The organism is Glaciecola petra, from assembly GCF_031846345.1.
GTDB lineage: Bacteria > Pseudomonadota > Gammaproteobacteria > Enterobacterales > Alteromonadaceae > Glaciecola > Glaciecola petra.
Genome location: NZ_JAVRHX010000003.1, coordinates 127,715 through 154,081 on the forward strand (window position 1 = coordinate 127,715; position 26,367 = coordinate 154,081).

Sequence of the window (26,367 nt, forward strand, 5' to 3'; positions counted from 1 at the left end):
TTTACTTTGACTTACTTCGTCGTGATTAACTATTACTTTTCGAAGCACTCTGCACCTCAACAATACTATCCAATTTATGCAATACTCCACATTCCTTAATTTTGGTATCACTGGCGCAATTTGACCGTATGGAAACAAGCTTTTTTTGAAGTACTTTCAATTCGTCTACACGATGTTCAATATTCTCTATATGCTTGTCTATGGTCTCGTTTATATCCTGGCAGCTATTTTCCGGATTGGCGCGAGCCTCTAACACTAGGCTTATCTCTTCAATTGTCATGTCTAATGCACGGCATTGCTTGATAAACATTAACTGTTGAAGTGCTTCATCTGAGTAGCTTCGATAATTAGATTGTGTTCGCTCAGGTTTGCTCAGTAATGTTTTACGCTCATAAAAACGAATTGCCTGAATACTTAGACCTGTTTTTGCGGACAATGCGCCAATTTTCATAATCACCTATCAATTGCTTGACCCTATACTTAGTATAGAGTTTACACTTATGTTATCGGTAGGTAAAGCGAATGAAAAAACAAAATAAAGAGGGTAATTATGAATTTCACACAATCTGCAACACCATATGTGAACAAGAAAATGAAGCAGGCAAATGACAGTTTTTCTAACCACGATCTCGAAGCTGGCTTCAAAGCATTGGAAGATGCGCACGTTATTGGGCAACACTCAACATATCATCATACGGTGGTGCATTATCAGATGCTTAAATTTGGTTTAAAACAACGTGACAATAAAGAAGTATTTGGTCAAATAATTAGGATAATGGGCGCACTCACCAAAACCGCTATTGGATTGTTGCCAGAAGGCAATACAGGTGGAGCCAATGTTAACCCTTTTAAGCCAATGCCCATATCGCCAGAAAACAAGGCGATACTCAATCAGATAAGACAAGCAAAATCGTAGAGGGTAAACATGATATCACTTACATTAATTAGCGCTTTTCTATTGCTAGCCGTAATTGGTCGAAGCTTTGTGCAATTTAAAAGAAATGGTGATTTTGGGATCAGAACCGCCGCTAAAGATGCGCCATGGGTAGAAGTTATGCCCGGAGCTATATTTGTACTGACTTTCTGTTTTGCTTTTGGCTTAATTTTATTCGGTTTTTTACAAGGAGCAACCTTCTTGTATCTGCCGACTTTCGCTCTTCAATCACTTGGCTTTTTGATTGGCATGAGTGGTGTTGTAGTAACGCTGATTTCGCAATTTCAAATGGGAGACTCATGGCGAATTGGCGTCGATCAGCTAGAAACTACACCACTCATTAGACATGGCATTTATGCGAGATCCCGCAATCCTATATATTTTGGTATTTTGTTGTTTTGGATTGGCATATGCATCACGTTCCCTTGTATTTTGTTGTGGGCATGCGCCTTGATTTGCTGGATTTGCATCGAGGTCATTGTTCGGAAAATTGAAGAGCCATATTTAATGAAAGTTCATGGCAATAATTATAGAGAATATTTCGCTAGTACCAATCGTTACAAACCATGAGCACTAACTGCCCACTCAAAATGACTAACATGATAGATTGCATATACGATAATGGCTTAAATTGCCAAGCATGCAATACTTTTTAAAAACAGGCTAGCAAAATGCTCTCGTGAATACTTAATGAGACCGGGCCAAAGCAACCATTGTATTTAAAGCAACTTTCAATTGTTCTAATGCTTCGCCTTCTGGCACCGCTTTTTTTGTACAATTATTTAAGCTTACAGCGTAGTCGGTATACATTCTATTTTCAGGAAAGCGTTTTGCGAAATTAGCAATTAATGTTTTTTTGTATGCATCTACTTGCTGCTGCATGTTTTGTGCCTTGGCCTTGTCGCCTTGATTAAATTGCAATAGACCTGGTGTGACAATTGTTTCTTGTATGTGCGTATTGTAGGCACCCAAACCCTCTAAAATATTCGTAACCTTGGTTTTATCATAGCTCGCTGGGGGTGACGACAATCTTTGCTCAACAAACTCAATAAGCGCTTGGCAACTTTGCATGTCATTTATCAATGATTGTGCCGAAGCAAAGCTCGAAAAAATTAAGGCGGCAACAAAAACGAAAGGCTTGTATGTTTGTTTGATTAGATTGATTTTTAGCATTTTATTTATCTATAAGTGATCATTTATTTAAAGCGTAAGATATCGGCAAAACAACTGATGTTCAAAGAATAAATTTAAATTTTTTGCTTAAAATCTTCACCCGAGTAGGTTTTTTGCTTTATGCTAACCTATTACGTCATCTTGTAAGCTAATATTTATGTCCGAGATTGTTACAACAGCAAACACAAGTTATTTGTTATTGGTGGCGGCAAGCGCCATTGTATGTTTACTGGTGTTAATCGTGAAGCTAAAACTTCACGCATTTATTGCGCTTATTTTAGTGAGTGTATTGACTGCATTTGCAGCCGGCATTCCAAGTAACGAACTTATTCCCACCATGACAAAAAGTTTTGGTAGCACCTTAGCGGCAGTCGCTTTGTTAGTTGGACTAGGTGCGATGATTGCAAAAATATTAGAAGTTTCTGGCGGCGCTCAAGTATTAGCAGACACCCTAATTAGCAAGTTCGGAACAGAAAAAGCTCCTTTGGCTTTGGGAATCAGTGCTTTAATTTTTGGTTTCCCAATATTCTTTGATGCTGGCCTTATTGTAATGCTACCCATTATATTTAGTGTTGCTAAGCGCTTTAATGGTCCAATATTGATATATGCCTTACCAGTTGCGGGTGCATTAGCGGTTATGCACGCATTTGTGCCACCACATCCAGGCCCAGTGGTTGCCGCAGGATTTTTAAACGCCGACATTAGCGTTTTACTACTGGTTGGTTTATTTGTTGCGCTACCTACTTGGTATTTGGGCGCATACATTTTTGGTATTTATGTAGGCAAAAAGTACAGCATTGACTGGCAGAATACATTATTGGCCCATGATCCTTCCACAAAAGCAAAACAAACACCTCCTAAATTTTCAAATGTATTGCTGATATTATTGTTGCCAGTTGTACTCATTGCCTTCAATACTGTTTGTTCAACGCTTATTGCAGCACAAGTGATACAAAGTGATTCAACATTTATAGCATTCATTCAATTTATTGGTAATACCCCCATTGCACTGCTTACCACCTTGTTGTTGTGTTTGATTATGTTTTCGCAACGCTATAGCATGCAAGCACTCCAAGACTTATGCGAAAGCTCATTAAAACCAATTTGCAGTGTCATATTGATCACGGGAGCTGGAGGCATGTTTGGAGGTGTTTTACGTGCGTCCGGTATAGGTGATGCTTTGGCAAATAGCCTACAAACCATGGGATTACCAATTATTGTTGTCGCCTTTGTCATTGCAAGTTGTATTCGGGTAGCACAAGGCTCAGCTACCGTTGCACTCACTACCACAGCAGCTTTACTTTCGCCTGTAGTTATCTCCGACAGCAGCCTAACGAGTATTGACCTTAGTTTAATAGTAATCGCAATTGCTTGCGGGGCAACTGTGCTGTCACATTTCAATGATTCAGGTTTTTGGTTAGTGAGTCGTTTGTTTAATATGGATGAAAAAACAACCTTAAAAACGTGGACTGTAATGGTTACCCTACTTGGCTTGATTGGCTTTGTTCTAAGCGCATTATTGAGTGTAATACTCTAAGCTACAATGTAAATTCTGAGATTGCTATTATCCATGCTCATGTTGAGTCTGAGAGTTAAACTTTAAATGCGAGTGTGAATGCATACTTAATATGCCATAAGGTAGATACATCAATCGTTATTCAAGCTAAATTTTATGTAAAAAAAAAAACCAGTGTTAACTGGTTTTTTTTTGGTGCTTTCTGTTAAATCAGAAAGTCGAACTGTCATAGTATTGATTTATTTAGTGCGTCTTGTAAATGCAACGCCAACAAGCGCTAAACCTAAAAGAGCAATAGACGACGGTGCAGGAACAGAAACTGTTGAAAGTTGCGTTGAAGATAATGCTTGTCTTTGACCACCATCGATCGCCAACTCAAAACTGTTACCGCCGCTATTTCCGTTTTCAGCCCAAAGTACGTTGATTATGTTATAACCAGTACTTAAATTCATGCCTGTTGCGCTAATTAGTTCTGCACTATTTGTCACAGGATTCCAGTTATTGCTCCACCAAAGGTTGTCGTTAACGTCAACAACTAGTGAACCATTTAAAAAGACTTCAGCGCCACGGCCAGCATCAAGCCCTGCGTACAAATCAAATACTGTATTAACCGCTGTGTTGACTTCAATCGACATATTAAAGATTGTATTGTTGTTGCTTGAACCTTTGTATAAGCCCGTTGCCACAGCTATATCATCAGAAGATATATCGCTTGAATTTATTGTTGCCCAATACGCTGCCAAGTCATTGTTGGCGTTGGGGAAAGTTGCATCAGCGTATTCAACTGTTATGATTGCCGCGTTTGCCGCAAACACAAGACTCGTAAATAAAGATGCGCTTAAAAATAATTTTTTCAACATTTTCTACTACTCATTTTGTTTAAGAATCTTTAATTAAGCAAATATTGGGCCAATTTATATTTCTATTATTTTCATGCGCTTACAATAAAAAATTTCGTTGATGTAAAATATTTGGACACTTTTCAAACAAATGCATTAGCGAATTCCTCGACCTTTTCTTGCCCATATAGAGTAATATTTTGCGCGTATAAGACAGATAGTACACAACAAGGGGATTCAATTTATATATTTTAGTATTAAAAACGCCAAGCAATAAATCGACTCATTTTATTACCTTGCGCCATTTCAACCACTCTATGTTCTTTAACTTGGCTTTTCTGCAAATATTTTATAATGGGAGCCACGTGTTTCTTGTTTGAGATTAAACTGGTAAACCACACGATCTGCTTTTTAAATTCAAGGCTTTCTAAAATCATATTTTTTATAAAACGTAATTCTCCACCGTCGCACCATAACTCCTTGGCTTGGCCCGAAAAATTTAACGTTTGGATATGTGAAGACGCTTCTTTATTTAATCCTAGGGACTTAATTCGCTTTAATTTATGCCTGCCTAAATTGCGCTTTTTCTTTAATGAACCTTCGTTTGCCGCCGCGGCACTTGCATGAAATGGCGGGTTGCACATACTGAACGAAAACGAATCCTGACTTGCAACAACCGTTTTAAAATAGTGCTTATTGTTTGATTGAGGGCGTACTATTATTTTTTTATATAAGGCTTTGTTCGCATCAACTAACAAGCTCGCTGACTGCAGTGCCGCTCTATCAATATCGCTTGCAACAAACTTCCAATTGTATATTTGACTGCCTAAAATCGGATAAATCAAGTTGGCGCCTGTTCCAATATCCAATCCACGAATGGCCTTAGTGCTCTTATCATCAATTACGCCACTATCGCTTAATAAGTCTGCCAGAGCATGAATATAATCAGCCCTTCCAGGCACAGGCGGGCATAAATACCCATCGGGGATATCCCAAAAATCAATACCGTAGTGATGCTTTAAAAGTGCTTTATTTAGTAGCTTAACGGCAAGCGGATTAGCAAAATCGATAGTTTTGCGACCGGCATGATTCACCGTCAAGCAAGCTTCAAGAGGAGGTTCCGCAATGATTAAGGCGTCAAAATCATAAGCATTGCGGTGAATATTACGATGATGCACTATTCGCTTTGTAGGGTCTTTATAAACTCATCAGACTGAGAAATGGCTGCGTTCATCTCTTTGAGTAGCACGTTAACATCTCGTTTAATAGTAGAGAGTTCTCCCTGCAGAGCGCCAATAGCATTAGCATTTAGGTTATGTTTTAAGTACAACACGTTGTCTTGTAAAGCGGTAAGTACCGGTTGCATGCTTCCTTCTACCTTGCGCATAGAGCGTAACAAACCATCATACTTGCGTTGTGTTTCTTTCATTTGGCGCGCGCTATCACGCTTTAAATTGGCATTAGATATTAACTCTATTTCTTCAGCCCATTCTCTAAACAGAGATTCAGCCACATTTTGTACTTTATCTATACGGTCAGTAACATCTTGCGCGCTCTCTTGGCTAGCCTCAAATTGATCATTTAATGAGCCATAGACCTCTTCTAATTCCCCACCATCAAAATTGATGAGGGTACTAAACTCCTCTAAGGCACTTGCAAACTGTTCTTGCGCTTCTTGCTGTGATTCTTGCGCATCTTCTACTCTATCAACCAAAATTTCGCGCTTTTCAAAACCAATTTTTTCCCACATATTAAAATATGCGTCTTGTACGGTTGACTTACAGCCCGTTAACGCAAACAAGGAAATAAATCCAAATACCAATACCTGTTTCATACTAACCTCTTATAGTTATTATCAATAAAAGCATAAGCTTATGAGCTTTCGCCTTTAAATCTTGCCGCATCAATAATACACCACAAATGCACTATAGCGCCTATTATCGCAGGGATAACTAGCCAAAATAACGCGTAGCCGACATAAACCACCACAAAAAATATTATTGCTGACAAAATTCGACCTTGAACCAATTGCCCTAATCCAACAATAAAAAAACTGCATATTGCCGCGAGTACATTCCCACCTGAACCTTGTCCTGACATAAACCTTCGTTTCCCTTATTTGTTTAACATTGAGCCCAAGCATTTGACGAAAAAGTCAAATCATGCAAGAGTTGTCATTCTTTAGTTTACCAATAAATGTAGTCTAAAGCAGTAATCCGCAAGGGGCAATTTGTTTCAAAATATTCGCTAAAAAGGAAATTCAAAATAGTGGATGGTTTCAAAACAACAAAGTCATATAAAATTACCAGCCAAGATGGCCATCAACTTTATGTTGAAGAGTCAGGTCCCAGCGATGGTATACCCGCGTTATTTCTTCATGGTGGTCCTGGAGCAGGCATTGGGCAACATTATCAATGGTTATTTGCTGGCACTAATTATCGCGTTATTGCCTTTGATCAAAGGGGATGTGGGCGCTCATTACCAACAGCAAGCCTAGACAATAATACCACCGCCGCACATCTTAGCGATATTGAATTAATTAGAGACTTTTTTGGTATTGATAAATGGTTGGTATTTGGTGGATCGTGGGGCTCAACATTAGGTTTGGTATATGCGATCGCCCATCCAAAACGTGTTTTAGGCATGATTTTAAGAGGTATTTTTTTAGCAAGGGAGGCCGACACTGACTGGTTTTTATCCCCAAGCGGAGGCGCCGCCCAAGTTTTTTGTGAAGAATATGCAGAATTTACCGAATCCTTTACTTTCACTAACAGTAAAGAATTATGCAATTATTTTTTTGGTAAATTAACCGGCGAGCATGAAGAAATTCGCATTAAATATGCTCAACTTTGGTTCAATTGGGAAGGAAATATTTCAAGGTTAAAACCTAGTAAATTGGTCGCCAGTCAACAGGCAAGTAAAGCACAAATATATTCCCTTGCATTGATGGAATGTTATTACTTAATGAATAATTGTTTCATTGATGAAAACTTTATTTTAAATAATACAAAGGCTATTTCTAATATTCCTATGCATATCGTTCATGGTCGCTACGATATGGTATGCAAATTTGAAGCGGCAAGCAGCTTGCATAAACAATTACCCAAATCCAAGCTATTTGCAGTAGACAATGCAGGTCACAGCATGGCAGAAGCGGGTATTAATAAAACACTCAACAAATCCTTACACTATTTTAGTCAACTATTGGATGAGTCATGATAGGCTTGATTCAGAGGGTTAAATCGGCACAAGTATCCGTCGATAACACTATCATTAGCCAAATAAATTCGGGGATATTATTACTTTTAGGTGTTGAAAAAGGGGATACAAATACACATGCTAAAACAATGGCAAACAAAGTTAGTAAGCTTCGTATATTCGCAGATGCAAACGATAAAATGAATTTAAGCCTGAGTGATGTTGCTGGTGACTTATTAGTTGTATCGCAGTTTACGCTAGCAGCAGATGTAAAAAAAGGGAATAGGCCTGGTTTTTCGAACGCGGCGGCCCATGAAAGTGGTGAAATGCTCTATCATTATTTTATTGAATATTATCAAACCAATATTGGACGCTGTCATCAAGGGCAATATGGCGCTAATATGGAGGTATCGCTAGTAAATGATGGCCCGGCCACTTTTTACCTTAAAATCTAATCTTAGGAATTTTTTTGTATACTGTCACTACGCCAAAAACTGAAAAAGAATTAGCAGCTTATTATCATTTTCGATGGCTATGCTTGCGTGAGCCTTGGGGATACCCTGAAGGTTCTGAAAAGGACGAATATGAAAGTGTTAGCGAACACAGAATTATTATCGGTTCAGACAACAAAATCATTGGATGTGGTCGTGTACATTTAAATACCTCTGAAGAAGCGCAAATTAGGCATATTGCGGTAGACAATACTTATCGTCGAAAAGGCGTTGGTAAAATAATTATCGATACCTTAGAAGACGTCGCTCGTGAGATGGGTGCAGAACGCGCAGTTAGTAATGCGAGAGAATCATCCATTCCGTTTTTTTCTGCTTGCGGTTTTATGATCCAAGAAGACGCGCCTACCGAACTAGGCAGCTTAAAGCGCAAGATGGTGGTCAAATATTTAGCTGACAATCACGTATTAATTCTGCATCCAAAATGGTGCGCAGAGCTTCAAAACACTTGGCATGAGCGCATTCCAATCTCAGAGCATATGGGCATATTACTTCACCAGTATACAGAGCGCACAATAGAAACGCGTGCGTCCTTAAATAAAAATATCAACTTACATGGCACCATGTTTGCTGGAAGCATATATTCGCTTGCTACTTTAACCGGTTGGGGCATGTTATTTTTGCAAATGAAGCAAAAAGGCTTAAGTGGTGAAATTGTGTTAGGCGATGCTAATATCCATTACCATAAACCCGTCACTATGAAACCCAGAGCGGTATGTGATATTGAATCGGTTGATGCGAAGTTCGATTTTTTACGCAATGGCAAAAAGTGCCCAGCATCACTTAATGTCAATATCTTCGATAACGAAGACGCAGTCGCAGAATTTACCGCACAATATTGGATACTGCCAAGTAAACAGAATTAAGCTCAAATATTTCTAAAAGCTCGAAAACACAAACCAATAACTCAGATTAAAATTAAAAGTAGTTTGTAGGGTCACTAATTTAAGGTATCAAAAGGCATGGATGCCTTTTGTTAAGCGGCCATGGATGGCGCAAAGCGTCCTTAAATTAGTGACCCTACAAACTACTATTTTAGTCTGGGTTATTGGTTTGTGTTGTTACCGTGATTCGCTTAAGGAACGTTAAATATAAAAAACCACGCTGGCAATTAAGCTAAGCGTGGTTTTGTGTACAAAACGAAGTTGGTTGCTGATTTACGCTACCATTGCGTTTTGCAATTTTTTCATCGCATTCTTTTCGATTTGCCGAACACGTTCGGCAGACACACCGTACTCATCAGCAAGGTCTTGCAAAGTGAGTTTATCATCTGCTAACCAGCGCGTTTCAATAATATGCTGACTACGCGAGTCTAAGGTTCTAATGGCCGCGTGGAGGCGCTTTGCTGCGCTTGCGTCCATATCGGAATTGATCACCGACATTTCTACGTCTGTTGTTTTGTCTTCTAAATATTGTGCTGGACTAAAGCTACTAGACTCATCATCGTCGGCACTCAAATCAAAAGCAGCATCTTGACTCGCCATACGCGATTCCATTTGCAGTACTTCTTTGGTGCTCACATTTAACTGTTCAGCAACGTGTTGGACTTCTTCGTGCGTAAACCAACCTAAACGCTTTTTGGCTTTACGTAAATTGAAGAACAATTTGCGCTGAGCTTTTGTAGTCGCTACTTTGACAATACGCCAGTTTTTCAAAACAAACTCATGGATTTCTGCTTTTATCCAATGCACTGCAAACGAGACCAATCTCACGCCCACATTAGGATCAAAACGCTTAACTGCCTTCATAAGGCCAATATTGCCTTCTTGAATTAAGTCAGCTTGTGGTAATCCATAGCCTGCATACGACTTAGCAATATGAACAACAAATCGTAAGTGCGACATAACCAATGCACGCGCAGCCTCTAAGTCTTCATTTTCAAATAGTCTGGTGGCCAGAGACTTTTCTTCCTCTGCCGATAACATATCTATGCCAGACACTATTTGTACATAGCTCTCAATGCTTCCGCTATGGGAAACCGTAAGGGCTAATGATTGCATGTCTTGTTTCATTGTTACCTCGTAAAAATCTACTATGCCTATTTATTAATTATGTTGTGTTACTAACAACAATTCTTAATATTTGTCTAGCGTTCGCTTATGACTCTTTAATAGACACTTAGTTCGCATTAATTATTTCATCACTAATTTCTAACACTGTATTTTTGCTACTATGCTTTTGAAACCGTTTTGTGATCACTTGAAATATAATACTTGTATTTCCTTCATTTTGTTCAATATAAGGATTAAACACCGAAACTCAAGTGCAAATGCCCTATAAATTCATATTTAAGTAAAAAAAGTTCGAAAAATGTCGATAACTATTTTACTAGAGATGCATATCGGCAAGCAATGCCTATTTTTTAAAAATTTACTCGGGGTTTTTGGTTTTTCATGAACAAAATATTTGCAAGAGAACCTATTTTCGACTTATCAAAACAATTATTTGCTTACCAGTTTTATTATCGAAACTTAAAAGGTGTGTTTCCAGTAGATTTGAAAGAGTTGAGTCTGCATGGTGAGCCCGAACAGGTTCTCAGTATAGACGACCTGCTTCATGTCAACCTGACAATAGTCAATGTTATGCCAAAAGATGTTGAAAACTTTGCAGCATGGTTTTCGCCAGATGATGTCATCGTAGAAATTTCTGATATGGCCTTGCAAACTACCTCAGAAAATATCGCACATTTAACTCATTTAAAGTCCCAAGGTTTCAAAATCGTTTTAAATTACGAAGACATAGACGATGTCCAAATGTTTAAGTCGACCGATTTCGTAAAAGTAGATACTTTAGTGGTTACACCTGCCGATATTGAAAAGCTAAAACGACAAACAATAGCGTACGACATTAAACTAATTGCCACTCAGGTACACAATCGTTTTCAATTTGAACAGTGCGAAAAGTTAGGAGTAGATTTAGTACAAGGCTTCTTTTTTCTTGAGCGTGAAGACAATGAAAACAAAAAGTCTATTCCAAGCAGTAAAATGTCTTATATGCAGTTAATGAGTGAAATCAGTAAACCTGAACTAAACATTGATAGCCTGCAAAAAATATTTGAAACAGACCCCGCCTTATCGTTTTTACTTTTCAAATTCATTAACAACCCCATGGTGAATAAATCTTATAAGATCAGCTCAATACGCCATGCCCTAAATTATTTAGGTGAATTAATGGTTAAGCGCTTTGTTGCTATAATTTCTATGGCAGGTTTAAATTCTGATAAACCAAACGAATTACTCAATTTATCTCTATCTAGGGCAAAGTTTTGTGAGTTACTCAATGCAGATACCGATAGTAAAAACGATGCAATGTCTGCATTTTTAGTTGGCCTCTTTTCACTTATTGATGTCATTTTAGAAAAAGATATTGCCGAATTACTTTCTTCACTTAAACTCGACGACAAAATCATTAAGGCTTTAGCCAATAAAGAAGGTGAGTTTTGGGACTTACTTGGCGCAGCAAAAGCAATTGAGGCAGCAAATTGGAAACGCATTATTGAAATGAGTAAAGAACTAGGACTCAGCCAAGCCTCAATGTTTGAAAACTACCGACGAGCAGTCAAATGGCAAAATGAAATGACAGAAGCCGTATCACATATGTATCCGGTTACGCGGCCTACACCAGTGAGCAAAAAACCAACGCAATCTCGCCAGCGCTCTACTGGACAAACCCAATAGTATTGTTCTAAGAAGGCTCTATTTCACTCACATGTTTTTGCACAGAGATAAACGAGCCTACCAAACCCAACGCTATTGATACGAATAACATTACGAATAGTGCAGAGATATTCATACCAGTAATATTTAAATCCAGCTGATATTGTTGTAAAAAACTATCTAAACTCCATCCTATCCAAAGTAGTATTAACGTAACAGTAACCCAGGCCATTAAACCGCCTAATAAGCCATACCAAAAGCCCGTATATAAAAATGGACGTTGTATAAATGCATCGGTTGCACCAACTAGTTTCATTACTAAGATCTCATCTCGTTTGTTCAGTATATTCAAACGAATGGTGTTGCCAATGATGAGCACAACGGCAAACAGTAATAAGCCTCCAAGCAAATATACTAATTCCTTTGCTATAGCGAGTAAGCTATACAAGCGCTCTAACCATTCGATATCTAGCTTGCCAATATCGACTTCTCTTTCTTTGCGTAATTTGTCGAGTAACACGCCTGCAGCCGTGGGGCTTGCGTGTTTAGAGGTGGGCACAACCATCATAACAGCGGGCAAAGGGTTGCGGTCGAGATAATCGAGAGCCTCACCTAAACCTGATAACCTTTGGAACTCTTCTAATGCTTCTTTCGAAGACACATAGGTGACACTGCTGATCTCATCCCAACTTTGTAAACGCTTCAAAAGCTGCTGTGCTTCAGGTTCGCTTAGGCCGTCTCTCAAAAACAAGGATATTTCTGACGCTTGTTGCCATTGTTCGGTAATTTGTTCAGTATTTTCGACCATAATATATAAGGTACTAGGCAAAGTGATGCTAAAGCCCAGTACACCGATTGTCATTAAAGATGCAAATGGAGTGCGATACAAATCACCCACACTATTCACACATTGACGAAGATGGTCAGCAAAGAACATGATTATACGCTGGAAAAACCCGATTTTATGGCCACTAGATGCTTGTTTACGACCGCTAAAAAGTAAACTCATGACCAAGCTTCCTCATCTGACTGCGACAGACCATCGGTAATCATTTTACCCTTTTTAAGGGTTAAAGTTCGGTACTTCATGCGCGCAATTAACCCTAAATCATGGGTGGCGATAAACACAGATACACCCGCACTATTAAAGTCTTCAAATAAACGAATGATTTCCATAGAAAGCTTTGGATCGAGGTTACCCGTTGGTTCGTCTGCCAGTAATAAAGGCGGACGGTTTACAACGGCTCTTGCAATACCCACACGCTGTTGTTCTCCGCCAGATAGGGTAATGGGTAAGTTGCGAGTTTTATCACGCAAACCGACCATTTCAAGTGCGGCATCAACTCTTTTGCTTATTGTTTTGCGCGTGTGCCCTTCAATAATGAGTGGAAGCGCCACATTGTCAAAAACTGATTTACCCATCAGTAATTGATGACTTTGAAAAATCATGCCTATGTCACGGCGAATATACGCGATTTGTTTGCGTTTGATATTACCAAGATCATGTCCATTGATTAAGACTCTGCCCACACTCGGTCGTTCCATTAAACTAATAAGTTTGAGTAAAGTGCTTTTACCGGCACCTGAATGCCCAGTTAAAAAAGCCATTTCACCTTGTTCAACATGGAAATTAACTTTGCTTAACGCTTGTTGTCCACCGGCGTAGGTTTTGCTTACTTCTTCGAATTTAATCATTATTCATGCATTATTTAATTTATGCTTAATCAGCAAAAAGAGCGTCTACAAAGGCCTTGGACTCAAATGGACGCAAATCGTCTATCCCCTCTCCGATACCTATATAACGAACAGGGATGGCAAATTCGTTAGCTAGCGCAAAAATAACACCGCCTTTTGCACTGCCATCTAACTTGGTGAGGTTGATGCCCGTAATACCCACAGCCTCATTAAAAATTCTAGTTTGGCTTACTGCGTTCTGCCCTGTACTCGCGTCTAAGGTTAACATAACTTCGTGAGGGGCATTAGGATCGAGTTTTTTCATGACTCGCACCACTTTTTTCAACTCTTCGATTAAATGGTCTTTGTTTTGTAGTCGACCAGCAGTATCAGCAATTAACACATCAACATTTTTTGCTTTAGCCGACTCAATCGCGTCAAATATAACGGAAGCGCTATCGGCGCCTGTATGTTGAGCTACAACTGCAATATCATTGCGCTCACCCCATACTTCGAGCTGTTCAACAGCTGCAGCTCTGAACGTATCGCCTGCGGCCAACATAACTGATTTTCCGTCGGCTTGAAATTGCTTGGCAAGTTTGCCTATCGTCGTGGTTTTCCCCACTCCGTTTACACCTACCATTAAAATAACAAAGGGGTGTTTTTTGCCTGATTCGTCGGTACTCAAGGTGAAATCTAGTGGCTGATTCACTTTATCGAGCATGTTTTGCATTTGTGATTGCAACAAATTAGATAGCGCTTCTCCATCTTTTAACTGAGAGCGGTCGGCTTGTTCGGTTAGCTCTACTATCATCTCATTGGTGGTATTCATACCAACATCAGCTAATAGCAACTGAGTTTCTAGCTCTTCATACAATTCGTCGTCGATACTTTTGCCTGAGAGCATGGCCCGAAAACCACTGCCGATATTAGCTTTGGTGCGCGCCAAACTAGACTTTAAACGTGAAAATAGGCTTGCTGACTCAGGCTCAGGCTCAGGCTCAGGCTCAGGCTCAGGCTCAGGCTCAGGCTCAGGCTCAGGCTCAGTTTGTAATAATACGCCAGATTCCTGATCACTTTCTTCAACTTCATTGTTAGATTTTTCTAGTTCAGTTTCTTTAGGAAGTTTTTCTACTGCTTCTTTTGAAAAATCTTTAGCGACTTCTGTTGGCGCTTCTTCTTGTTTAACTTCACTTGGGGCTTCTGGGGTGAACTGTGTTTCTGGTTCTAAATTGGCGTCTTCTTTTTCGCCTTTTTTAAACCATTTGAATAGTTTTGACATCTTTGCCTACGCTTCGCTTATAAAAAATTGCTATGATGAAAAAAGATAATAATCAATGATAGCACTTAGACACCCTATGCCGCCATTCCCGTCAAGCAGAAAATCTACAAACAAACAAAATACTAATCGACGACATGCTAAAAGCGGCGGTTCTGGTAGAGGTAGTGGTCGCACACAAAAGGCTTCAAAGGGCTTGGTCCGTATCATTGGTGGCAAACACAGAACTCGTCGTTTGCCTGTACTGGTGCATGAAGGATTACGCCCTACTGGTGACAGAGTCAAAGAAACGCTATTCAATTGGTTAATGACGCATACACCTGATGCAACATGTCTCGACATGTATGCGGGAAGCGGAAGCTTAGGGATAGAAGCTCTATCACGCGGCGCAAAGCATGTTTGTTTTATAGAACAAGATGTAAAAGTAGCCGCTCAAATACAAAGCAACATAAATAGTTTAAAAGAAACTGACAACGCAACAATACTTCAAGCAAGTGCTCTACAAGTCAACATCAACGATATAGCACCTTTCGATTTGGTGTTTTTAGACCCCCCTTTTGGTCAGGGCCTCATTAAAAAAAGTCTCGATTATTTATTCACGCATGACTTACTCAGCAGCAATGCTAAGGTATATATTGAAGGTAGCCATGACGACGAGTACATCATCCCCGAGAATATGAATTTATTAAAAGAAATAAAAACTAGCCAAGTTTTAGCTCGGCTATTCAGCGTTTCTATTTGATTTCAATGGCGTTGCACAATTGAGGCATATTCTCGACTTCCATCCCCGGGTGTAAAAATGCATCATGAGTCGATATTTGCTTTCTCATCGATTCACTGGTGGCTGATATGACTTGCCCAATCCAATCAGTATAAAAAGAAATCCGAGTATAAAATTCAGTCACGCCATATTCTCCCGCATTATATTCGCCGCCACCATAGTCACTGTGACCCTCATCCCATGAACCGGTTCTTGAACTTACTCCTAAAAGGGTGTAGCCGCTCTCATCTTGTACATAGGCTGGTCCACCACTATCACCATTACCAGAAACGCCTTCTAAGGGTAGGCCATTTGAACCTTCTTCAAATTTAAAGACAATATCTGAAGCTCTTACTTCAACAATTTTATTTTGCGCTTTTCTAAGTTTGCCTTTATTTTCTTCAAAGCCAACAGTTTCGCCTTCAAGTCCTGTGCCCGTGCCACCAGCGCCAATAAACCAGGTAACCATGCCCTTTTCAGTATTTTGCTCGAACAATGCAACCGGCTCAACAGACATAACCGGCTTATTGAGTTTAACTAAGGCTATATCGTGTTTTTCACCAAGAATATATTCTGGGTAACTGTAACGATTAGCAACAGTCGCTATTTCATTTCCTACTTTGATTTTTTGCCCCGGCTGCAAACAAAAAACCGCATGAGCAGCCGTCACAACCCATTCTGGGTGAATCAAAGTGCCGTGAACTCCAATTGAATATAAAGTCGCTAATGGCGGAAAGTCAGACGCGGAAGCATCGTACTTTTCGGCAGATATATCGTGTCGGATAATTATTGCAGGGCTTATTAAAGGAATAATGCCTAGGCAAAAAATTAGTAGTTTTATTGCTTTGAAAAAAGTAGGTTTTTTAATTACTCCTCTTTTTATTTTCGTATTTATGAACTCGCTCATAACTTTGATGCTCCGTATTAAAATTTTCCTATAAGCTTTTTTAACATAGAGTATTAACTAGATACTGTAAGCAATTGTATCCTTAAAAAAGCTTCTACCTTCTAAATATGGACGTTATTCCGAAGAGTGACCGTTTGCTTTCACAAAAGCTTAGCTATATTCTTTTCATTCTTTAACTGCAGAGAGTACCAATGTTACTTAGACGCTTCGCAAAACACATTAAAGACCAAAATTGGTTTGCTGTAGGATTAGATGTCCTTGTCGTCATAGTAGGTATCTTCTTAGGGATGCAAGTCAGTGATTGGAACGACCAAATAAATGAAAGAGAAGAAGAAAAAATACTTCAAGATCGATTGTCATTGGATGTCGATACAAGTAGTCACAGTATTGAACGATCCCTATCTCAGATCGAATTAGCGCTGGAAAATCAACGAGGCGCTGCCGAACTTATACTAGACAATGGGGTTAACGCAGAGAATATTGCTCAGTTTTATGAACTACGAAAAAGTTTCGATGTCTTGTTTTCGATACGTGCTGACACGGGTACTTTGAATGAGATTTTTTCATCTGGAAAAATTATTATCCTCAGAAATACCGAACTACGCAAATCTTTAAACTCACATCGTATGTTGGTGGAATCAACAAAATCTTGGACGCAAACCTACCGGGGAGAAGCAGGCAAATTAATTACTCAGTTGCAATTTATTGCGCCAATAGACTTTCGTGAAGACAAGACTGCTTTTTTATTGCCAAACCAAGAGCTAAATAAAAATCGCTTAGAGATTTTTAACACCATGAAAGTAATAATTGACCTAAATAATATTCAATTGCGTTTTATCAAGTCACATCAACGCTCACTAGACAACCTGAAAGGCCATTTCACAATACCAAGTGACAAAAGCTCATAATAGTAAGTGAAGAACATAGATGTCCTTTTCGAGTTATCTTTTATGATCTCTGCATAGTGACTTAATTAAACTATTTTTCTGTAACTTCTAAACCCAAATTACTCGGGTTTTGTCTTATCAAGTCGGCTTTTAATTGTGTCACTAAGTCTTTAGTCATTTTGTTGTCGCGGCAATAGCTCAATAAACTCATTTGCGTTTCAATTTCAAACACCATCAAAGGATGTTCTTTTATCTCTTGGGATGTCAGTTCTTGCTCAGCAGTTGCAAGAATATAAGCCTCAACAGACCCCTGACTCAGCTTGGCAATGGTTACCGCTGGCTGCTCATGTTCTTGGTTAAAAGCCTGCAATGCGCAACTAAGCGCCATGCAATAGTCGAGTGCAGGGTAAACACCAAAACTATCGAAATTGGCTATATCGGGTATAATTTCTTCGACTTTTTCAGCTTGTACAGTCGCATTGAATTTATTTTTTGGCGTCGCACACCATTCCCATATGAGGTCAAGCACGTTTTGTGCTATTTGTGGGTCACCGAACTCACTGGCTTCAGAAAATAGTTGGTAACTGGGTAGCATTCGCTGCATAAGAGCGCAAGAAAAGAGCATATCTTTTGGCCTAGCTAAATCGCGGATCATGGCGAAAGTGTTCAGTTTCAAAAAAGCTCTCCTTTAAGAAAATTGATGCGTCATATAAGCGCTGATGCCATTTAATAACATTTGAATAGCAATCATAATTAGGATCATACCCATAAGCCGCTCGATAGCGCGCAAACCTTTATCAGTAACCAATCTATGAATTGTATTAGACATTAGCAAAATAGCCGCACTGAGTGCCCATGCGATTAATAATGCTAAACTCCAATGCCACATTTTATCAGGTTGCTGATTTGCCAATAAAATCAAAGCAGCCATGGTCGATGGCCCTGCTATCATAGGCACTGCAAGCGGCACGATAAGCGGCTCTTCACCCTCTGGTAAATTCATAATTCCGCCGGGCTTAGGAAATATCATTTTGATTGCAATAACAAATAAAATAATACCACCGGCAATACTAACAGTCTCTTGCTCAACCTTTAGAAAATCGAGCAAGGCTTGGCCACTGAATAAAAACACTAATAATATAAACAACGCGATACACAATTCACGCAAGATTACCCACTTGCGACGTTTTTCATCTATCGATTTTAGAATCGACATATAAATGGGTAAATTACCCATCGGATCCATGATCAAAAACAACATGGTCGCAGCAGAAAATATATCAAACATACTTACAAATTACCCAAAAAATAATGCCAATAAAAGTGCATTAAACGGTCAAGTTTTAAATGCCATTGTCGTTACAGTGTAAACGCAAAACAACAAAATGTATTAGGAGTTTCTATGTCTTTGATGACAGTATCAGATGTTGCAAAATTTTTAGGCGTACAAGAAGCACGCGTTACGCGTTTAGAAAGAGAACGCCTACTAGTTTCAGTGCCCGATTCTGAACCCGACAAACCCATGTTTGACCAAGATGCCGTTGCCAAATATAAAGAATTGGCAGAGCGCTTAGGCGGACTTTAATCCACCTAAAAAACAAATCGGAAAAATAAATTTCTTTCGTTAATCAGTGAGCATTGATGCCACTGTTCTAATACCAATTGCTGTTCCGCCAGGCGGCATCAATTCTGTGCCGTTTCGATTATAAGCTGCAGCCAAATCCAAATGTAACCATTCGCTTTTTTCATGACCCACAAATCGCGCTAAAAACCCAGCCGCATTGGAGGCGCCACCCGCTCCGCCGCCTTTTTGTGGACGACTATTAGCTGTGTGTGCAAATGGAGATGGACATTGGTCTTGATGCCAAAGTTCTAACGGCAATGGCCAAAACGGTTCGTTGACTGCTTTAGCGGTACTCAGCAAATCTTGCTGGGCTTGTTCATGTAGACTAAACACAGCGTTATACTCCCTCCCAACCGCCATTACAGCCGCACCTGTCAAAGTAGCCGCATCTATAATTAAACTAGCACCCGATTCAGTCGCAGCCATAAGCCCATCGGCCAACACCAATCGCCCCTCAGCATCGGTATTCACTATTTCTGCCGATACGCCATTTTTATAATGTATTAAATCACCAAGTTTATAAGCATGACCACTGATCAGGTTTTCTGCACAACATAGGAAAAGCTTCACGCGCTTATCTAAACCTTGCATTATTGCCAAACCTAAAGCCCCGGTGAGGGTGGCTGCTCCGCCCATATCGCACTTCATATCGAGCATTCCTTCGCTCGACTTGATACTATATCCGCCACTATCAAATGTTATTCCCTTGCCCACTAACGCGCATTCAGGCTTTGCACTCTTGTGAGGGTTAATGTCAATTTCTAAAAGCACAGGCGGGCGAGTGCTTCCACGACCTACTTCATAAATTCCCATCCATCCAGCATCTTTCAATTCTTCACCCGTCCAACGGCGCGCTTTTACGTTGTCACTATCTAGCGATGTTAACCATTTTTCAGCTTGGTCAGCTAAGGACTCTGGACTCATTTCTTCTGGTGTTTGATTGACCAGATCACGAGTAAACAATAGCGCTTGCAAGTAGTTATCCAGTGTTTTTTCGTCACTATCTTTGGCCCACTTAAAATCGCTATTAAAACTTACCCCGCAATAGCTTTGAACAAACACTATTTGTTGTTCATTTGTCCAAACACCTTCAAATAGAATGTTGTTCTCGCCAAGACCCGCTATTTTACGAGTTGCTTTTTGAAGACTGCGCACCCAGCCATCTCGTTTTGTATTGCTAGTGCATAAATGAATACTTGCCCCTGTACTAGTGTAAGAGACTAAACTCGACTCTTTGTATGGTGCAGGTGCTGCCGCTTCAGTAACTTCGAGCGCAAAAAATGTCATATTGACTCCATGGTGATATGCTAAGGAAGGCAAATTATTAAGATAAAAACAATCTAAGGCTTAAGCATAACAAATGCATGAATTTTCAGCACCCTTAACTGCCGCAAAACTGATAAAACGTTATAAGCGCTTTTTAGCTGACGTTTATTTTTTACCTGAACTACAGGCACAAAATACTGCGTTAAATAAAGTAGAGCGTGACCAAATGACTGTGCATTGCCCAAACACGGGTGCTATGACAGGGTGTCAAGATCAGCACAGCACCGTTTATTTAAGCAAGTCTGCAAACCCAAAACGAAAATACGCCTACACATGGGAATATGCTACCGACGAACATGGTCATAAAATTTGCGTCAATACAACAAACGCCAATAGAGTGGTTGAGGCTGCTCTTGAAAACCATTCAATTGCCGAATTAAGTCTTTATGGGCAAGTTATACCAGAGCAAAAAGTGAACAATAGCCGCATTGATTTTTTGTTAAAAGAAGACGGCTTTGTTGATTGTTATTTAGAAGTAAAGTCAGCCACTTTAGCCGAACAAACAACCGCAATGTTCCCTGATACGGTAACCAAGCGCGGACAAAAACACTGCTATGAGTTAGCCCAATTAGCGCAACAAAACCATAAGGCTGTTTTATTGTTTTGCGTGATGCGAGAAAACATTACACATTTTAAGATTGCCGAGAGCATCGATCCAGATTATGCTAAGGCAGTTAAGTTTGCTGTGGACAAGGGTGTAGAATTACTATGTTATGGATGCGAACTAGACCTTAACGGCATAAGGTTATCAAATCGCATACCCATTATTTTTTAAAAAAAGATTGCTTTTTTCAAAAAAATCACCATATTACCGTCCTCGTAAAATATTAGGCATCAGTGAAAGCTATTTAATTGAATAGTTAATCACATTTTAAAGAATGATGCGCTTAACAAAAATGATTGATGGTGTTAGCTGTCACATTAATCATCAATAAGGCAAAGTTCGAATTTAGGAGACTGGCCCAATGCCAAACACCAATAAGTCTGTCGGATTATTAGCACTCGCTGAACTCGCTCCCTATGAGGAGAAAGCCGGCGAAGAGTACATGAATGAAAATCAGCTAGAACATTTTAAGAAAATTCTTGCTGCATGGCGTAATCAGTTACGTCAAGAAGTGGATAGAACCGTTCATCATATGCAAGATGAAGCGGCTAACTTCCCCGACCCCGTAGATAGAGCGGCTCAAGAAGAAGAATTTTCTTTGGAATTACGCACACGAGATCGTGAACGCAAGTTAATCAAAAAAATCGAAAAAACCCTAAAACGCATTGAAGAAGATGATTTTGGCTTTTGTGATTCTTGTGGCATAGAGGTTGGTATTAAGAGACTAGAAGCTCGGCCAACAGCAGATTTATGCATTGACTGTAAAACCATGGCTGAAATAAAAGAGAAGCAGTTACAGGGATAATTAGGGCTTGGCTCATTCTTATATAGGCCGTTTTGCTCCCTCTCCTTCTGGACCCCTTCATTTTGGTTCTTTGCTTTGTGCGTTTGCTAGTTTTTTGCATGCACGCCAGCATAATGGCAAATGGCTAGTGCGTATTGAAGATATCGACACCCCCCGAATAGACAGCGCAATGAGTAAAGTTATTCTTGACTCATTGCATGCTCATGGCCTTGATTGGGATGAGAAAGTTACTTATCAAAGCGATAGACTTGACTATTACCAAAGTGTTTTGGATAAACTATCGCTGCAACACGACATCTACGCTTGTGCGTGCAGCCGTAAGCAGATTAAAGCGCGTAGTCAATTTTACGACCAACATTGCCGGCATTTACAACTGACGTTTTTAGATCGAGCCATCCGTTTTAAACATGACCAAACGAACAATCAATTTGATGATTTTATTTTAGGCTCGCAAAATATTGAAGATGGCATTGCCAATGAAGATTTTGTTGTTAAAAGAGCAGATGGTATTTTTGCCTATCATTTAGTGGTGGTTGCCGACGACATTGAACAACAAGTAAGCCATATCTTGAGGGGCAATGATCTCCTTTCGATGACCCCAGTTCACTTGTCTTTATTTCAAGCAATGCAAGCTCACATTCCTGAATACGGACATATGCCAGTTGTGGTGCAAGCGCCAAAACAAAAATTATCTAAGCAGCACCATTCTCCAGCAATAGACGATAGCCGGGCTTTAGAAAACATTAAATTAGCTTTGTGTTACTTGGGTATTCCAATTCACAAACAAGCTAATTTGACTACCGTGCATAGCATGGTAGGGTGGGCAATTAAAAACTGGCATTTAGAAATGCTGCCAAAACAAACTGAATTACTTATTTCAATTACAAATGGCGTATACTCTATGTCTGATGAACCAATACTCAATAACAATGCTTAATAATAACGGTCTTTAACTTAGTGACAATGTACAAGTGAATAACAATAGCCTTCAGCAAATAACCCAAATGCCTGACAAACTCTATCCCGAAGTCATTCCTTCGTCGAGTCATGCTATGCGCTGTCAAGACTTAAGTCCAAACACACTGAAAGTTTTAAAAACCTTAATATCTCATAACTACAAAGCCTATGCTGTAGGAGGGTGTGTTAGAGATAAACTAATGGGGCAAGACCCAAAAGACTTCGACGTGGTAACAAATGCAACACCCGAACAGATTAAAGCCTGCTTCAGGAATTGTCGTTTAATTGGTAGGCGTTTTCGATTGGCACATATTACCTTTGGACGCGAGATTATAGAGGTTGCAACATTTAGAGGCCATCATAAAGAAGAGGAAGATCAAAGCGAAACTAAGCCGGAAATTACAGATGATCCAATCGATTCGACGCGAAGAAAACTAAGCCCAAGAGAACAAAAATATAGCGCAAAAATAAAGGCCGATAAAAAATCAAAAACGAGTCAAGATGGTCAGTTATTAAGAGATAATATATTTGGTTCTATTGAAGAAGACGCGGCGCGTAGAGACTTTACATTTAACGCAATGTATTTTGATGTAAGCGACGAAAGCATTCTTGATTTTGCAAATGGTATGACGGCAATTAAAGAGCGTCAAATAGAAATGATTGGCCCGAGTGATATTCGATTTAGAGAAGATCCGGTGCGCATGATCAGAGCCATTCGTTTTGCCGCTAAACTAAATATGAAATTGCCAGATTCTCTATCTAAGAGTATAAAAGAGAACGCTCACCTATTAGCCAATATTCCCGCGGCTAGACTATTTGAAGAAACCAATAAGCTATTATTAAGCGGTTATGGTGTAGTAACGTTTGAGAGTTTGGTGAAGCATAAACTACTCGCACAGTTGTTCCCCTTATTAGCGGACTTACTTAGCGATGAAAATAGTAAAGAATATCAGCTTGTTTTACGGATGCTTAAAAATACCGACAACCGCATTAACAATGATCAGCGCATCACCCCCGCGTTTCTGTATGCGACCTTTTTGTGGTATCCAATGGAAGAAAAAACGCAAGCGTTAATGTTCGAATCGAGCATGCCAATGCACGATGCACTTAATTTAGCGAGTGCAGATATTATGTTCCGCCAAAGTCGCAGAATAATGATCCCAAAACGTTTTAGCATTCCAGTGCGCGAAATGTGGACATTACAATTACGTTTGCAAAAAAGGCAAGGCAAACGTTGCTTGCAACTTATTACGCATCCAAGGTTCCGTGCTGCATATGACTTCCTCTTATTGAGAGGACAAACTGAAGGTGGTGAATTACTTGAAATAGCACAGTGGTGGACAGATTTTCAAAAAATTCCTGATAACGAAAAGCAAAAGTGGGTGGCAGCTTTACCTAACAAGTCGCCACGACGAAGACGTAAAAGGAAACCTAAGACATGATGTCGGATGTTGCATATGTTGGTTTGGGTAGTAATTTAAACGACCCTAGTGCGCAGTTGCTGTCGGCCCTTTCGAGCATTCATAAGCATGCGCAAATTTGCATACAAGCCTGCTCTCATTTATATGCAAGCGAACCAATGGGACCCAAAGATCAGCCAGAATTTGTCAATGCGGTCTGCAAAATAACTACCTCATTAACGCCAATTGAGTTACTTGATGCTTTACAACTTATCGAAAACGAACATGGCCGCAAACGTGAAGGTGAACAATGGGGCCCGCGAACGCTCGATTTAGATATCTTAATATTTAATAATATTACCATGAGCAATGACCGCTTAACTTTACCCCATTATGATATGGTACATAGAGAATTTGTGTTAGTGCCTTTATTTGAATTAGCACCTGATATGCTGATGCAGGATGGTAGAAATTTAGCAACTTGGGTAGCAAAATGCAGCCTTAGTGGATTGCGTCGATTGTCGACTAAAATCGACTATTCTTCTATAGCTGCATAGATATACAATTAACCGTTTTAGGATGTTTTAGGAATTACAGTGCGATGAAAAAAGTAAATGTTGCCAGCCTTCTGCGAATGAAAACAGACAAACAAAAAATTACAGCACTAACTGCTTATGACGCTAGTTTTGCCCAATTGTTTGATGACCTAGGTATAGATGTTTTGCTAATTGGTGATTCTTTAGGCATGGTTTTGCATGGTGCAAATGACACGCTCGCCGTGACTATAGACGATATTGCTTATCATACAAAATCGGTAAGAACGGGGGCAAAACGAAGTTTTGTTATCGCAGATATGCCTTTTATGTCTTATGCCAGCCCTAAGCAAGCCTATAACAATGCTGCGAAGTTAATGCGAGCTGGCGCTAGCATGGTCAAGGTGGAAGGCGGTGAATGGTTGTTAGAGACGATTTCAGGTCTGGTGGAAAGAAGTGTGCCCGTATGCGGGCATTTAGGTTTAACGCCTCAATCGGTGCATGTTTTAGGTGGATTTAAAGTACAAGGGAGAGAACAAAGTCAAGCTGATGCAATGCTAACAGCGGCACTAGCCCTCGAAGAAGCAGGTGTGCAGCTGTTAGTACTTGAATGTGTACCTTCTTCACTTGCTAAACTCATTAGTGATGCTTTAAGCATCCCCGTCATAGGCATTGGTGCAGGTTGCGACACCGACGGTCAGATATTAGTGATGCATGATATGCTTGGCATAAGCGCTAATTATATGCCCAAATTTTCTAAGAACTATTTAGCAGAAACAGGCGATATTCAGGCAAGTGTTAAACAGTATATTGATGAAGTTCAAACGAAAAAATTCCCAGGTCCCGAACACAGTTTTGATTAGTAGTAGGAACGCGCTATGCAGCTTATTGACGACATAGACAAATTAAGAGCGTTAAGACGCGATTGGAAACAAGACAATGAAACCATCGCTTTTGTGCCGACCATGGGTAATTTGCACAATGGTCATCTTAAACTCGTCTCCGAAGCATCAAAAAATGCTAGCAAAGTTGTGGTTTCCATTTTTGTTAATCCGATGCAGTTTGGCCCTGATGAAGACTTAGATGCCTACCCTAAAACCCTAGAAGCTGACAAGAATGCTCTGCAAGCCTTAGGGGTAGATGTGTTGTTTATGCCAAAAGTGGAAGACATATACAGCCGAGGTTTAGAACAACAAACCTTTGTAGAAGTGCCTGGTTTTTCGTATATGATTTGTGGCGCGAGTCGACCAGGGCATTTTAGAGGCGTTGCAACTATAGTATGTAAATTGTTTAATATGGTGCAACCAAATAAAGCTTATTTTGGTGAAAAAGATTTTCAACAACTACAAGTTATCAAGGCCATGGTGACCGACTTATCAATGAACTTAACGATTCATGGTGTGCCCACAGAACGCGAAAAAGACGGCCTTGCCATGAGTTCTCGAAATGTTTATTTAACTCAAGAACAAAGAACACTTGCCCCTATGCTTTATCAAGAGATAAAGAAACTTGGCGATGCCATTTTAAGTGGGCGACGCGACTTTTCGGCACTCATTTCTGTAACAAAGTCTAACTTAGCAAAAGCTGGCTTTAAGCCTGACTACATCGAATTAAGAAGTGCAGAAACCCTCATGCAGGTGGGCCATGAAGACAAACAATTGGTTATTCTTGCTGCTGCGTTTTTAGGGAAAACTCGGCTTATCGACAATTTACAATTGCAGATATAAATAATATTCAAGCCTTATATCTTGTCTCATAGACATCCACGCTTTGTTCAACTATACGC

31 protein-coding genes are annotated in these 26,367 nt (G+C 39.8%); 17 read left to right on the forward strand and 14 right to left on the reverse strand.

What is annotated here, in order from left to right:
* Positions 1-25 precede the first annotated feature (25 nt).
* On the reverse strand, positions 26-451 hold the full coding sequence (locus tag RM552_RS11315; RefSeq protein ID WP_311368952.1) for a Cd(II)/Pb(II)-responsive transcriptional regulator: 426 nt from the start codon (positions 449-451) through the stop codon (positions 26-28).
* A 99-nt stretch (positions 452-550) separates the two neighbouring features.
* On the opposite strand from RM552_RS11315, the gene RM552_RS11320 reads away from it, so the two are divergent.
* A complete protein-coding gene (locus RM552_RS11320) occupies positions 551-916 on the forward strand; it encodes a DUF3703 domain-containing protein (RefSeq protein WP_311368953.1) in 366 nt (121 codons plus the stop codon).
* A 9-nt stretch (positions 917-925) separates the two neighbouring features.
* The gene (locus RM552_RS11325; RefSeq protein ID WP_311368954.1) at positions 926-1,504 is read left to right on the forward strand and encodes a methyltransferase family protein; all 579 of its coding nucleotides are present in this window, start codon (positions 926-928) and stop codon (positions 1,502-1,504) included.
* Between the two features lie 117 nt (positions 1,505-1,621).
* Here RM552_RS11325 and RM552_RS11330 read toward each other — a convergent pair whose 3' ends face one another.
* Complete coding sequence (locus RM552_RS11330; protein WP_311368955.1) at positions 1,622-2,107, reverse strand: hypothetical protein; 486 nt, start codon at positions 2,105-2,107, stop codon at positions 1,622-1,624.
* Positions 2,108-2,264: 157 nt separating this feature from the next.
* On the opposite strand from RM552_RS11330, the gene RM552_RS11335 reads away from it, so the two are divergent.
* Complete coding sequence (locus tag RM552_RS11335; protein ID WP_311368956.1) at positions 2,265-3,644, forward strand: GntP family permease; 1,380 nt, start codon at positions 2,265-2,267, stop codon at positions 3,642-3,644.
* 218 nt (positions 3,645-3,862) lie between these two features.
* Here RM552_RS11335 and RM552_RS11340 read toward each other — a convergent pair whose 3' ends face one another.
* The 4 genes from RM552_RS11340 to RM552_RS11355 all read right to left on the reverse strand — a co-directional run bounded on the left by RM552_RS11340 (position 3,863) and on the right by RM552_RS11355 (position 6,562).
* A complete protein-coding gene (locus RM552_RS11340; protein ID WP_311368957.1) occupies positions 3,863-4,483 on the reverse strand; it encodes a CCXG family PEP-CTERM protein in 621 nt (206 codons plus the stop codon).
* Positions 4,484-4,719: 236 nt separating this feature from the next.
* On the reverse strand, positions 4,720-5,640 hold the full coding sequence (gene rlmF, locus RM552_RS11345; protein WP_311368958.1) for a 23S rRNA (adenine(1618)-N(6))-methyltransferase RlmF: 921 nt from the start codon (positions 5,638-5,640) through the stop codon (positions 4,720-4,722).
* On the reverse strand, positions 5,640-6,296 hold the full coding sequence (locus RM552_RS11350) for a DUF2959 domain-containing protein (RefSeq protein WP_311368959.1): 657 nt from the start codon (positions 6,294-6,296) through the stop codon (positions 5,640-5,642). The genes rlmF and RM552_RS11350 overlap by 1 nt, the downstream gene beginning before the upstream one ends.
* A 38-nt stretch (positions 6,297-6,334) precedes the next feature.
* Positions 6,335-6,562 (reverse strand): hypothetical protein, encoded by a 228-nt coding sequence (locus RM552_RS11355; protein ID WP_311368960.1) that lies wholly within the window; start codon positions 6,560-6,562, stop codon positions 6,335-6,337.
* Between the two features lie 168 nt (positions 6,563-6,730).
* Here RM552_RS11355 and pip point away from each other — a divergent pair, with 168 nt between their 5' ends.
* Genes pip through RM552_RS11370 form a run of 3 tightly spaced genes read left to right on the forward strand, consistent with a single transcriptional unit; the run spans position 6,731 to position 9,035 of the window.
* Positions 6,731-7,681 (forward strand): prolyl aminopeptidase, encoded by a 951-nt coding sequence (gene pip, locus RM552_RS11360; protein ID WP_311368961.1) that lies wholly within the window; start codon positions 6,731-6,733, stop codon positions 7,679-7,681.
* Positions 7,678-8,115 (forward strand): D-aminoacyl-tRNA deacylase, encoded by a 438-nt coding sequence (gene dtd / locus RM552_RS11365; protein ID WP_311368962.1) that lies wholly within the window; start codon positions 7,678-7,680, stop codon positions 8,113-8,115. The genes pip and dtd overlap by 4 nt, the downstream gene beginning before the upstream one ends.
* 14 nt (positions 8,116-8,129) lie before the next feature.
* The gene (locus RM552_RS11370; protein ID WP_311368963.1) at positions 8,130-9,035 is read left to right on the forward strand and encodes a bifunctional GNAT family N-acetyltransferase/hotdog fold thioesterase; all 906 of its coding nucleotides are present in this window, start codon (positions 8,130-8,132) and stop codon (positions 9,033-9,035) included.
* A 291-nt stretch (positions 9,036-9,326) separates the two neighbouring features.
* Here the strand turns inward: RM552_RS11370 and rpoH are convergent, their stop codons facing one another.
* On the reverse strand, positions 9,327-10,181 hold the full coding sequence (rpoH, locus tag RM552_RS11375; RefSeq protein WP_311368964.1) for an RNA polymerase sigma factor RpoH: 855 nt from the start codon (positions 10,179-10,181) through the stop codon (positions 9,327-9,329).
* Between the two features lie 381 nt (positions 10,182-10,562).
* Here rpoH and RM552_RS11380 point away from each other — a divergent pair, with 381 nt between their 5' ends.
* Positions 10,563-11,846: an EAL and HDOD domain-containing protein gene (locus RM552_RS11380; protein ID WP_311368965.1), complete on the forward strand. Its 1,284-nt coding sequence runs from the start codon at positions 10,563-10,565 to the stop codon at positions 11,844-11,846.
* Positions 11,847-11,853: 7 nt separating this feature from the next.
* On the opposite strand, the gene ftsX is transcribed toward RM552_RS11380, so the two are convergent.
* The 3 genes from ftsX to ftsY are packed head-to-tail and all read right to left on the reverse strand — an operon-like array spanning position 11,854 to position 14,781.
* Positions 11,854-12,834, reverse strand: coding sequence for a permease-like cell division protein FtsX (ftsX, locus tag RM552_RS11385; RefSeq protein WP_311368966.1), 981 nt, complete (start codon positions 12,832-12,834; stop codon positions 11,854-11,856).
* Positions 12,831-13,520, reverse strand: coding sequence for a cell division ATP-binding protein FtsE (gene ftsE, locus RM552_RS11390; protein ID WP_311368967.1), 690 nt, complete (start codon positions 13,518-13,520; stop codon positions 12,831-12,833). Before ftsE ends, ftsX begins: the two co-directional genes overlap by 4 nt.
* Before the next feature lie 25 nt (positions 13,521-13,545).
* On the reverse strand, positions 13,546-14,781 hold the full coding sequence (gene ftsY / locus RM552_RS11395) for a signal recognition particle-docking protein FtsY (protein WP_311368968.1): 1,236 nt from the start codon (positions 14,779-14,781) through the stop codon (positions 13,546-13,548).
* A gap of 55 nt (positions 14,782-14,836) precedes the next feature.
* On the opposite strand from ftsY, the gene rsmD reads away from it, so the two are divergent.
* Complete coding sequence (gene rsmD / locus RM552_RS11400; protein WP_311368969.1) at positions 14,837-15,520, forward strand: 16S rRNA (guanine(966)-N(2))-methyltransferase RsmD; 684 nt, start codon at positions 14,837-14,839, stop codon at positions 15,518-15,520.
* Here rsmD and RM552_RS11405 read toward each other — a convergent pair.
* On the reverse strand, positions 15,513-16,445 hold the full coding sequence (locus RM552_RS11405) for a S1 family peptidase (RefSeq protein ID WP_311368970.1): 933 nt from the start codon (positions 16,443-16,445) through the stop codon (positions 15,513-15,515). The genes rsmD and RM552_RS11405 overlap by 8 nt on opposite strands.
* Before the next feature lie 191 nt (positions 16,446-16,636).
* On the opposite strand from RM552_RS11405, the gene RM552_RS11410 reads away from it, so the two are divergent.
* Positions 16,637-17,353 (forward strand): hypothetical protein, encoded by a 717-nt coding sequence (locus tag RM552_RS11410; protein WP_311368971.1) that lies wholly within the window; start codon positions 16,637-16,639, stop codon positions 17,351-17,353.
* A gap of 70 nt (positions 17,354-17,423) precedes the next feature.
* Here the strand turns inward: RM552_RS11410 and RM552_RS11415 are convergent, their stop codons facing one another.
* The gene (locus RM552_RS11415) at positions 17,424-18,008 is read right to left on the reverse strand and encodes a YjaG family protein (RefSeq protein WP_311368972.1); all 585 of its coding nucleotides are present in this window, start codon (positions 18,006-18,008) and stop codon (positions 17,424-17,426) included.
* A 12-nt stretch (positions 18,009-18,020) separates the two neighbouring features.
* On the reverse strand, positions 18,021-18,620 hold the full coding sequence (locus RM552_RS11420; RefSeq protein ID WP_311368973.1) for a YhgN family NAAT transporter: 600 nt from the start codon (positions 18,618-18,620) through the stop codon (positions 18,021-18,023).
* Between the two features lie 114 nt (positions 18,621-18,734).
* On the opposite strand from RM552_RS11420, the gene RM552_RS11425 reads away from it, so the two are divergent.
* The gene (locus tag RM552_RS11425; RefSeq protein WP_311368974.1) at positions 18,735-18,917 is read left to right on the forward strand and encodes a helix-turn-helix domain-containing protein; all 183 of its coding nucleotides are present in this window, start codon (positions 18,735-18,737) and stop codon (positions 18,915-18,917) included.
* A gap of 39 nt (positions 18,918-18,956) precedes the next feature.
* Here the strand turns inward: RM552_RS11425 and pepB are convergent, their stop codons facing one another.
* On the reverse strand, positions 18,957-20,243 hold the full coding sequence (gene pepB, locus RM552_RS11430; RefSeq protein ID WP_311368975.1) for an aminopeptidase PepB: 1,287 nt from the start codon (positions 20,241-20,243) through the stop codon (positions 18,957-18,959).
* A 73-nt stretch (positions 20,244-20,316) separates the two neighbouring features.
* Between pepB and sfsA the strand changes: the two genes are divergently transcribed.
* From sfsA to panC, 7 genes are all read left to right on the forward strand, one after another.
* Positions 20,317-21,057: a DNA/RNA nuclease SfsA gene (gene sfsA, locus RM552_RS11435; protein WP_311368976.1), complete on the forward strand. Its 741-nt coding sequence runs from the start codon at positions 20,317-20,319 to the stop codon at positions 21,055-21,057.
* Positions 21,058-21,247: 190 nt separating this feature from the next.
* Entirely contained in the window at positions 21,248-21,691 is a 444-nt protein-coding gene (gene dksA, locus RM552_RS11440) for an RNA polymerase-binding protein DksA (RefSeq protein WP_311368977.1), read from the forward strand.
* A gap of 7 nt (positions 21,692-21,698) precedes the next feature.
* Positions 21,699-22,628, forward strand: a complete 930-nt coding sequence (gluQRS, locus tag RM552_RS11445; protein WP_311368978.1) for a tRNA glutamyl-Q(34) synthetase GluQRS — start codon at positions 21,699-21,701, stop codon at positions 22,626-22,628.
* Positions 22,629-22,695: 67 nt separating this feature from the next.
* A complete protein-coding gene (gene pcnB, locus RM552_RS11450) occupies positions 22,696-24,090 on the forward strand; it encodes a polynucleotide adenylyltransferase PcnB (RefSeq protein WP_311368979.1) in 1,395 nt (464 codons plus the stop codon).
* A complete protein-coding gene (folK, locus tag RM552_RS11455) occupies positions 24,087-24,605 on the forward strand; it encodes a 2-amino-4-hydroxy-6-hydroxymethyldihydropteridine diphosphokinase (RefSeq protein ID WP_311368980.1) in 519 nt (172 codons plus the stop codon). Before pcnB ends, folK begins: the two co-directional genes overlap by 4 nt.
* A gap of 44 nt (positions 24,606-24,649) precedes the next feature.
* Positions 24,650-25,444 (forward strand): 3-methyl-2-oxobutanoate hydroxymethyltransferase, encoded by a 795-nt coding sequence (gene panB, locus RM552_RS11460; RefSeq protein WP_311368981.1) that lies wholly within the window; start codon positions 24,650-24,652, stop codon positions 25,442-25,444.
* A 15-nt stretch (positions 25,445-25,459) separates the two neighbouring features.
* Positions 25,460-26,308: a pantoate--beta-alanine ligase gene (gene panC / locus RM552_RS11465; RefSeq protein ID WP_311368982.1), complete on the forward strand. Its 849-nt coding sequence runs from the start codon at positions 25,460-25,462 to the stop codon at positions 26,306-26,308.
* Positions 26,309-26,367: the final 59 nt, after the last annotated feature.

Coding starts and splice junctions, on each gene's coding strand:
- RM552_RS11315 (WP_311368952.1), bottom strand. CDS start 451: ATGAAAATTGGCGCATTGTCCGCAAAAACAGGTCTAAGTATTCAGGCA.
- RM552_RS11320 (WP_311368953.1), top strand. CDS start 551: ATGAATTTCACACAATCTGCAACACCATATGTGAACAAGAAAATGAAG.
- RM552_RS11325 (WP_311368954.1), top strand. CDS start 926: ATGATATCACTTACATTAATTAGCGCTTTTCTATTGCTAGCCGTAATT.
- RM552_RS11330 (WP_311368955.1), bottom strand. CDS start 2,107: ATGCTAAAAATCAATCTAATCAAACAAACATACAAGCCTTTCGTTTTT.
- RM552_RS11335 (WP_311368956.1), top strand. CDS start 2,265: ATGTCCGAGATTGTTACAACAGCAAACACAAGTTATTTGTTATTGGTG.
- RM552_RS11340 (WP_311368957.1), bottom strand. CDS start 4,483: ATGTTGAAAAAATTATTTTTAAGCGCATCTTTATTTACGAGTCTTGTG.
- RM552_RS11350 (WP_311368959.1), bottom strand. CDS start 6,296: ATGAAACAGGTATTGGTATTTGGATTTATTTCCTTGTTTGCGTTAACG.
- RM552_RS11355 (WP_311368960.1), bottom strand. CDS start 6,562: ATGTCAGGACAAGGTTCAGGTGGGAATGTACTCGCGGCAATATGCAGT.
- dtd (WP_311368962.1), top strand. CDS start 7,678: ATGATAGGCTTGATTCAGAGGGTTAAATCGGCACAAGTATCCGTCGAT.
- rpoH (WP_311368964.1), bottom strand. CDS start 10,181: ATGAAACAAGACATGCAATCATTAGCCCTTACGGTTTCCCATAGCGGA.
- RM552_RS11380 (WP_311368965.1), top strand. CDS start 10,563: ATGAACAAAATATTTGCAAGAGAACCTATTTTCGACTTATCAAAACAA.
- ftsX (WP_311368966.1), bottom strand. CDS start 12,834: ATGAGTTTACTTTTTAGCGGTCGTAAACAAGCATCTAGTGGCCATAAA.
- ftsE (WP_311368967.1), bottom strand. CDS start 13,520: ATGATTAAATTCGAAGAAGTAAGCAAAACCTACGCCGGTGGACAACAA.
- ftsY (WP_311368968.1), bottom strand. CDS start 14,781: ATGTCAAAACTATTCAAATGGTTTAAAAAAGGCGAAAAAGAAGACGCC.
- rsmD (WP_311368969.1), top strand. CDS start 14,837: ATGATAGCACTTAGACACCCTATGCCGCCATTCCCGTCAAGCAGAAAA.
- RM552_RS11405 (WP_311368970.1), bottom strand. CDS start 16,445: ATGAGCGAGTTCATAAATACGAAAATAAAAAGAGGAGTAATTAAAAAA.
- RM552_RS11410 (WP_311368971.1), top strand. CDS start 16,637: ATGTTACTTAGACGCTTCGCAAAACACATTAAAGACCAAAATTGGTTT.
- RM552_RS11420 (WP_311368973.1), bottom strand. CDS start 18,620: ATGTTTGATATATTTTCTGCTGCGACCATGTTGTTTTTGATCATGGAT.
- RM552_RS11425 (WP_311368974.1), top strand. CDS start 18,735: ATGTCTTTGATGACAGTATCAGATGTTGCAAAATTTTTAGGCGTACAA.
- pepB (WP_311368975.1), bottom strand. CDS start 20,243: ATGACATTTTTTGCGCTCGAAGTTACTGAAGCGGCAGCACCTGCACCA.
- sfsA (WP_311368976.1), top strand. CDS start 20,317: ATGCATGAATTTTCAGCACCCTTAACTGCCGCAAAACTGATAAAACGT.
- dksA (WP_311368977.1), top strand. CDS start 21,248: ATGCCAAACACCAATAAGTCTGTCGGATTATTAGCACTCGCTGAACTC.
- pcnB (WP_311368979.1), top strand. CDS start 22,696: ATGCCTGACAAACTCTATCCCGAAGTCATTCCTTCGTCGAGTCATGCT.
- folK (WP_311368980.1), top strand. CDS start 24,087: ATGATGTCGGATGTTGCATATGTTGGTTTGGGTAGTAATTTAAACGAC.
- panB (WP_311368981.1), top strand. CDS start 24,650: ATGAAAAAAGTAAATGTTGCCAGCCTTCTGCGAATGAAAACAGACAAA.
- panC (WP_311368982.1), top strand. CDS start 25,460: ATGCAGCTTATTGACGACATAGACAAATTAAGAGCGTTAAGACGCGAT.